This is a genomic window from Pseudomonas sp. S32 (assembly GCF_016648095.1).
Taxonomy (GTDB): Bacteria; Pseudomonadota; Gammaproteobacteria; order Pseudomonadales; family Pseudomonadaceae; genus Aquipseudomonas; species Aquipseudomonas parafulva.
In genome coordinates this window covers 44,763-51,422 of record NZ_JACVVF010000032.1, presented here as the reverse complement: position 1 = coordinate 51,422, position 6,660 = coordinate 44,763, and the positions used below count along the sequence as shown (strand labels likewise).

Annotated in this window: 7 protein-coding genes; 3 read left to right on the top strand and 4 right to left on the bottom strand. The window is 64.5% G+C overall.

The window, feature by feature from the left end:
- Nucleotides 1–177: 177 nt before the first annotated feature.
- The 3 genes from IAE38_RS17220 to pedF form a co-directional block, all read right to left on the bottom strand.
- On the bottom strand, nucleotides 178–1,113 hold the full coding sequence (locus tag IAE38_RS17220; RefSeq protein WP_201218409.1) for a quinoprotein relay system zinc metallohydrolase 1: 936 nt from the start codon (nucleotides 1,111–1,113) through the stop codon (nucleotides 178–180).
- Nucleotides 1,114–1,150: 37 nt separating this feature from the next.
- Nucleotides 1,151–1,861 carry a quinoprotein dehydrogenase-associated SoxYZ-like carrier gene (locus IAE38_RS17215; protein ID WP_236404141.1) on the bottom strand — a complete coding sequence of 237 codons (711 nt, stop codon included), beginning with the start codon at nucleotides 1,859–1,861 and terminating at the stop codon, nucleotides 1,151–1,153.
- Nucleotides 1,862–1,923: 62 nt separating this feature from the next.
- Nucleotides 1,924–2,385 (bottom strand): cytochrome c-550 PedF, encoded by a 462-nt coding sequence (gene pedF, locus IAE38_RS17210; protein WP_201218407.1) that lies wholly within the window; start codon nucleotides 2,383–2,385, stop codon nucleotides 1,924–1,926.
- 252 nt (nucleotides 2,386–2,637) lie between these two features.
- Between pedF and exaA the strand changes: the two genes are divergently transcribed.
- Both exaA and IAE38_RS17200 read left to right on the top strand, forming a co-directional pair.
- A complete protein-coding gene (gene exaA / locus IAE38_RS17205; protein ID WP_033728068.1) occupies nucleotides 2,638–4,533 on the top strand; it encodes a quinoprotein ethanol dehydrogenase in 1,896 nt (631 codons plus the stop codon).
- Between the two features lie 61 nt (nucleotides 4,534–4,594).
- Nucleotides 4,595–5,254: a pentapeptide repeat-containing protein gene (locus tag IAE38_RS17200; protein WP_201163194.1), complete on the top strand. Its 660-nt coding sequence runs from the start codon at nucleotides 4,595–4,597 to the stop codon at nucleotides 5,252–5,254.
- A 6-nt stretch (nucleotides 5,255–5,260) separates the two neighbouring features.
- On the opposite strand, the gene IAE38_RS17195 is transcribed toward IAE38_RS17200, so the two are convergent.
- Nucleotides 5,261–5,899, bottom strand: a complete 639-nt coding sequence (locus IAE38_RS17195) for a response regulator (RefSeq protein ID WP_028634290.1) — start codon at nucleotides 5,897–5,899, stop codon at nucleotides 5,261–5,263.
- A 150-nt stretch (nucleotides 5,900–6,049) separates the two neighbouring features.
- Here IAE38_RS17195 and IAE38_RS17190 point away from each other — a divergent pair, with 150 nt between their 5' ends.
- Nucleotides 6,050–6,610 carry a PQQ-dependent catabolism-associated CXXCW motif protein gene (locus IAE38_RS17190; RefSeq protein ID WP_201218405.1) on the top strand — a complete coding sequence of 187 codons (561 nt, stop codon included), beginning with the start codon at nucleotides 6,050–6,052 and terminating at the stop codon, nucleotides 6,608–6,610.
- Nucleotides 6,611–6,660 lie beyond the last annotated feature (50 nt).

Below are 6,660 nucleotides of genomic sequence, written 5' to 3'. Positions count from 1 at the left end.
GCGAAGCAGGCAGCGCGGTGCATGGCACCGGCTTCGCCGGTGTTCGCGGGTGAACCCGCTCCCACAGTGATTGCGCCGACTTTGAGATCTTGTGGAAGACAGTTGATCCCACAGGGGGGGCGCCAACTTTGGGTTTATGCAAAACCGTTGCTCTCGCATTGGTACCGATCAACCCGCTTAATCGGGTTTGATATCCACACGCTGTAGTGCCCGCCGTTCATACAGGGGGTACAGGTGGCTGACACTGCGGATCAGCTCATACCGGGCTAGGCGGATGCCGGCGAACCGTTCAGGGATTGGTGTGCGGATCACCTCGGTCATGTCATCCCCACGCGCGGCACCCTCGCGCATCAGCCCATCCAGCCAGCCCAGGTAATCACGCATCTGCACCAAAGGCTGCGGATCGCTGGCCAGCGGACCATGGCCCGGTACCAGCTGCTTCCAGGGCAGCGCCTGCAAGGTGTCCAGGTCTTGCAGCCAGGTGCCAAGCCCTGGGCTGCTGGGCGTGGTCAAGGCGCGTTGATAAAACACCAGGTCACCCGCAAACAACACACCAGTGGTTTCATCGAAAATCGCCAGGTCGGCACCGGTGTGGCCTGCCAGCCCCAGCAGGCGCAAGCGGTGGCCTCCCACAGTGTGCAGCCCAGGTTCCAGCACGTGTGCTGGCAGCACCACTTCGGTGCCGCGCATCCAGTCCCCGACCAGCCGATACATGTTCTCGGCCATGGCATCGCCCTGCTGGCGCAGCAGTTCAGTGGTGCCTGCCAAGGCCCTGATGGGCACGTCGGCAAAGGCCTGATTGCCCAGCACATGGTCGGGGTGATGATGGGTCAGCAACACCTCGACCACAGGTTTGTCGGTGATGCTGGCAATGGATTGGCGCAGCGCCTCGCCATAACGCTTCGAGGGCCCGGTGTCGATGACCACAACGCCGCTGTCAGTGACGATGAAGGCCGTGTTGACCACGTTGCCGCCATTGTCCTTAGCAAAATTGTCGGTACTGCCCTCCAGCAACCAGGTGCCCTGGGCGATCTGCCGGGGTGCCAGCCGGTATTGCAGGTCGGCCAGGGCGGGCAAGCCCAGGCTCACCAGCAGCAATAGCATCCAACGCATGACGGCTTCCCCCGTTAGTCATAAGCCAGGCATGGCATCACGGCACAGCGGCCTCGAAGCGGTTGCCGCTGTTGTCCTGCAATACCAACCGGGTCAGCCCGTGACCCTGCAGATCAAAGCCCAGGTTGGGGTTCTCGCTCACCGCCGGGTACAGCGCCAGCGTGGCAAGAACCTGGCCCTCGGCGTCCTGCAACTCGACATGGTCGATGAAGAATTCAGGGATGCCACTGACCAGCCCGTTGTCCATCGGGTGCGCCACCTCCACCCGCAGCCGGTCGCCGGCCCCACGTGGGTAACGCCCGCCCAGTACCTCACCCAAGTGCTCCTCCCAGCCGGGTTGCGTGCGCACCACGCTGGGTGCTGTACAGCCACCGCCGGCGGCGTCGATCAGGGCCGAGCCCACATGCCAGGTACCGTCGCGGGTGAGTACCGCCGCGCGTAACGGCGTTGCCTGCTCGATGCGGATACGGATGGACAGCCACGGCAGCACGCCCGGGCCGGGTTCGAAGTCGACGATGCGGGGCAAGGGGTTGAGCTCGGCCCAGGCGATGATCCGCACTACCTCCGCACCCAGCGCCCGGGCGTCGATTTCCAGCGGCACCTGGCGGGCATCTTCGGCAAACGGCGGCGCCAGCAGCTTGACCCGCTCATCGAAGACAAACGCGCCCTGCCCTAGCAGTTGCTTGTGGTAAAAGGCCCACATCACCGAAGGCACCGGGTCGGCGTTGCCGCGGCTGTCGTCCGCCATGGCGGCGCTTGCCAGGCAGCACAGCAGCAATGTGGGCAGCAGCCCGACCAGCCGCATGGCCGTCACTCCTCGATGTGAACACTGTCGAGGTAGGTACGCACGGCCCACAGGGCTTCCTGGCTCACGTAGTCAGCCATTTTTGGCATGTACACCCGGCCATCGCGTACGGCGCCGTTGCGCACGCGCTCCACAAACCATTCGTCCCCGGCATCACCGGCATCGAGCATGCGCAGGTCCGGGGCGATGCCACCGGATTTCGCCTCCAGGCCATGGCAAGCCGCGCAGTTCTGGTTGTAGGCAGAAGCGCCGATCTCCACCGCCCTGTCGTGCTCGGGGGAGGTGCGGTAAGGGTTGGCCGTGGCCCAGCCGTTATCGTCGAGGGCGGCGCCGGTATCCTTCACCGGGGTCAGGCCCTTGGTTTCCACGGCCTCGGGCACTACATTGCCATGGGCCCAGGCCGTTCCGGCCACCAGCGCGCCGACCAACAGGCCTGAAGCAAGCACGACGTTGCGTTTGGTTTTCATTGTTATGCCCTCACGGTTGCACGCAAAGCCTCAACCACAGAGGCCGTGCCGCCATACTAGAAACCGCCCTGCAAGGCCCGAATGCTGCTTTGGTGGCCGGGGCCTCGTCCGTTGGTAGTAGGGCTTGTGGCGAAGGGCCAAAAGAGGTGGGCAATGGGAAGTTTTCCCGTGTTCACCGGGACTTTCTCCCTATGCCCAGGCCTCACGCAGGACCACCCTGTGCTGGCCAAAACTCCACAGGGAATTGCAACCATGACAACAAGATCGCTACCCGCCCCTTCCCCCCTGGCCCTGAGCGTGCGGGCCCTGTTGCTGGCCGGGAGCCTGGCCATGGGGACAGCGGCCACGGCGGCCACCCCACCCGCGGCACCTGCCACCAAGAACGTGACCTGGGAAGACATCGCCAACGACCACCTCACCACCACCGATGTGCTGCAGTACGGCATGGGCACCAATGCCCAGCGCTGGAGCCCACTGGCCCAGGTGAACGACAAGAACGTGTTCAAGCTGACGCCGGCCTGGTCGTACTCGTTCGGCGACGAAAAGCAGCGCGGCCAGGAGTCCCAGGCCATCGTCAGCGACGGCGTGGTGTACGTCACCGGTTCGTATTCGCGGGTGTTCGCTCTCGACGCCAAGACCGGCAAGCGCCTGTGGACCTACAACCATCGCCTGCCAGACAACATCCGCCCGTGCTGTGACGTGGTCAACCGCGGCGCCGCCATCTACGGCGACAAGATCTATTTCGGCACGCTGGATGCCCGCGTCATCGCGCTGAACAAGAACACCGGCAAGGTGGTCTGGAACAAGAAGTTCGGCGACCACAGCGCCGGCTACACCATGACCGGCGCACCGGTGCTGATCAAGGACAAGACCAGCGGCAAGGTGCTGCTGATCCACGGCAGTTCCGGGGATGAGTTCGGCGTGGTGGGCCAGTTGTTCGCCCGCGACCCGGAAACCGGCGAAGAAGTGTGGATGCGGCCCTTCGTCGAAGGCCACATGGGCCGCCTGAACGGCAAGGACAGCACCCCGACCGGTGACGTCAAGGCGCCCTCCTGGCCCGACGACCCCACCACCGAGACCGGCAAGGTTGAAGCCTGGAGCCATGGCGGCGGTGCACCGTGGCAAAGCGCAAGCTTCGATGCCGAGACCAATACCATCATCGTCGGCGCCGGCAACCCCGGCCCCTGGAATACCTGGGCACGTACCTCCAAGGACGGCAACCCGCACGACTTCGACAGCCTGTACACCTCTGGTCAGGTGGGCGTGGACCCCAGCACCGGCGAGGTGAAATGGTTCTACCAGCACACCCCTAACGATGCCTGGGACTTCTCTGGCAACAACGAGCTGGTGCTGTTCGACTACAAGGACAAGGACGGCAAGGTGGTCAAGGCCACTGGCCACGCCGACCGCAACGGTTTCTTCTACGTGGTGGACCGCAACAACGGCAAGCTGCAGAACGCCTTCCCCTTCGTCGACAACATCACCTGGGCCAGCCACATCGACCTGAAGACCGGCCGCCCGGTGGAAAACCCCGGCCAGCGCCCAGCCAAACCGCTGCCGGGTGAAACCAAAGGCAAACCGGTCGAGGTTTCGCCACCGTTCCTGGGTGGCAAGAACTGGAACCCCATGGCCTACAGCCAGGACACCGGCCTGTTCTACATCCCCGGCAACCAGTGGAAAGAGGAATACTGGACCGAGGAAGTGAACTACAAGAAGGGCTCGGCCTACCTGGGCATGGGCTTCCGCATCAAGCGCATGTATGAAGACCACGTCGGCACCCTGCGCGCCATGGACCCCACCACCGGCAAGCTGGTGTGGGAACACAAGGAGCACCTGCCGCTGTGGGCTGGGGTGCTGGCGACCAAGGGCAACCTGGTGTTCACCGGCACCGGCGACGGCTTCTTCAAAGCCTTCGACGCCAAGACCGGCAAGGAACTGTGGAAATTCCAGACCGGCAGCGGCATCGTCTCGCCGCCCATCACCTGGGAACAGGATGGCGAGCAGTACATCGGCGTTACCGTGGGCTACGGCGGCGCGGTGCCGCTGTGGGGTGGCGACATGGCCGAGCTGACCAAACCCGTGGCACAAGGTGGGTCGTTCTGGGTGTTCAAGATCCCGAGCTGGGACAACAAGACCGCGCAGCGTTGACCCTGCAGGGGGCGGGCATGCCTGCCCCCGTCATGCCTCTGCAAGCCAGGAGACCTCGACCATGAACTACCTGCCACTCGCCCTGCTGCTGGCCCTGAGCCCCGCATTCGCCACCCAGGCGGACGACGACGGTGGCGATGAACCGTTGGTGATCAACGGCTGCGTGATCGCCGAAGCCAGCCAGTGCCCCGGTGCAAACCTGCGCGGCGCCAAACTGGCCAACCAGGATATGCGCAAGATGAACCTGGCCGGTGCCGACCTGCGTGATGCCGACCTGCGCCATACCCGGCTGGACCTCGCCAACCTGGAAAAAGCCCGCCTGCAAGGCGCCAACCTGACCCGCGCCAGCCTGCAGCAGAGCAACCTGCGCCTGGCTGACCTCAGCGGGGCACGCTTGATGGCCGTGCAGGGCTGGGGCCTGTTCGCCCAGGGCGCGCAGTTCGAAAAAGCCGACCTGAGCGCGGCCTACCTGCAGTTCGCGCGGTTGACCGGCGCCAAGATGCAGCAAGCCAACCTGCAGGCCGCCGACCTGGAAATGGCTTGGCTGAGCAAAACCGACCTACAGGGTGCCCACCTCAACGATGCCAACCTGCAGGAGGCCAAGCTCGGCCAAAGCAACCTCGCCCGCGCCGACCTCACCGGTGCCCGCCAGCACTATGGCAACTTCCAGGATGCCGACATGCAAGGCTGCAGCGGCTGCCCCGACAGTTGGGACCATTGAACCCCGTCAACCGGCTAGTCTTACCACGCCCAGCTGGATGCCCAGGTGCACCAGTTCGGCATGGGAGCTGACCTGCAGTTTGCTCTTGAGCAATGTGAGGTGGTTGGAGACGGTCTTGGTGCTGATGCACAGCTGGCCTGCGATGGACCGCGTCGGCGTGCCATTGGCCAGCATCATGAAAATCTCCAGTTCCCGTTGGGTCATGCGCTGCAACCGTGGGTCCTGGGCGCTTGGCTGGGATGCGCAGGCCAGTTGCGTGGCCAGCGGCTGCTCGATGTAGGCGTGCCCGGCCATGACCCGCTGCACAGCCTCCACCAGCACGTGCGGATCGGCCTGCTTGGTCACATAACCCATTGCGCCCGCATCCAGCACTTGCCGCACGATCAGGGGTTCGTCGTGCAGGCTGAAAAACAGCACCCGCAACTGAGGCAGGCGTTGACGCAGGCGGCGCAGGGTTTCCAGGCCGCTGATGCCCGGCAGGCCAAAGTCCATGATGACCAGGTTGGGCACCTGCTCATGCACCCGGGCCAGCGCCTCTTCACCATTGGCCGCTTCGCGCACCTGCAGCGCGGGGAACGCTGCGAGCAGCAGGCTGGCATAGCCACGGCGGACCACAGCGTGGTCATCTACCAGCACGATATTCATGGCGACACTCCTGCGCGGCTTTTTGGCCATCGTAGGGCCGCCCGGCCGGGTGTTGGCTACTACTTTGGTACTGCCCAGGCCGTCTGATCGTCGCATTCACAATTGCGCCGCCCTGGCATGTAATGGCGCTATAACAAGAAGGATCTGACCATGCCACGTGCCCTGCCCCGGCTGCCCTGCCTCCTGCTGGCCGCCGCCGCGTCATGCCTCCCGCCGGTCGGCGCCAACGCCGAAACGCCCGCGCTGTTTACGCCCGATGGCTACCGCGCCACCTTGTACCGCAGCCCTACGCCCCAGGAGGTTGCAGGTGGCACAGTCATTGACACTGCCACCTTGCAGCACTTGCTGAACCAACAGCCACGCCCTGTGCTGATCGACGTCTACCGCCGCCAGTGGCTCCAGGGCCGCTTCATCGAGGATGAGCCCCACGCCAACCTGCCGGGCAGCCTGTGGCTGGCCAACACAGGCGATGGGCAGCTGACGCCGGTCTGGCAGGCCTATTTCGCTCACAACCTGCAACGGGCCACCGCCGGCCAGGCTGAGCAACCGCTGGTGTTCTATTGCCGGTCCGATTGCTGGCTGAGCTGGAACGCGGTAAAACGCGCTGCAGGGCTGGGGTACCGCACGCTCTATTGGTACCGCGACGGCCTGGATGCGTGGCAGCAGGCCAATTTGCCCATGCAACCCGCGCAACCTGTGCCGTTCCCTTGAAACTGCCGCCATGCCTGAGCGTGCCCGGGCCATCCAATAACAAAAAGGTG

Excerpts from the sequence above, each read along its gene's own strand:
- IAE38_RS17190 (WP_201218405.1), top strand. The coding sequence starts at position 6,050 with ATGCCACGTGCCCTGCCCCGGCTGCCCTGCCTCCTGCTGGCCGCCGCC.
- pedF (WP_201218407.1), bottom strand. The coding sequence starts at position 2,385 with ATGAAAACCAAACGCAACGTCGTGCTTGCTTCAGGCCTGTTGGTCGGC.
- IAE38_RS17195 (WP_028634290.1), bottom strand. The coding sequence starts at position 5,899 with ATGAATATCGTGCTGGTAGATGACCACGCTGTGGTCCGCCGTGGCTAT.
- IAE38_RS17200 (WP_201163194.1), top strand. The coding sequence starts at position 4,595 with ATGAACTACCTGCCACTCGCCCTGCTGCTGGCCCTGAGCCCCGCATTC.
- IAE38_RS17215 (WP_236404141.1), bottom strand. The coding sequence starts at position 1,861 with ATGGCGGACGACAGCCGCGGCAACGCCGACCCGGTGCCTTCGGTGATG.
- IAE38_RS17220 (WP_201218409.1), bottom strand. The coding sequence starts at position 1,113 with ATGCGTTGGATGCTATTGCTGCTGGTGAGCCTGGGCTTGCCCGCCCTG.
- exaA (WP_033728068.1), top strand. The coding sequence starts at position 2,638 with ATGACAACAAGATCGCTACCCGCCCCTTCCCCCCTGGCCCTGAGCGTG.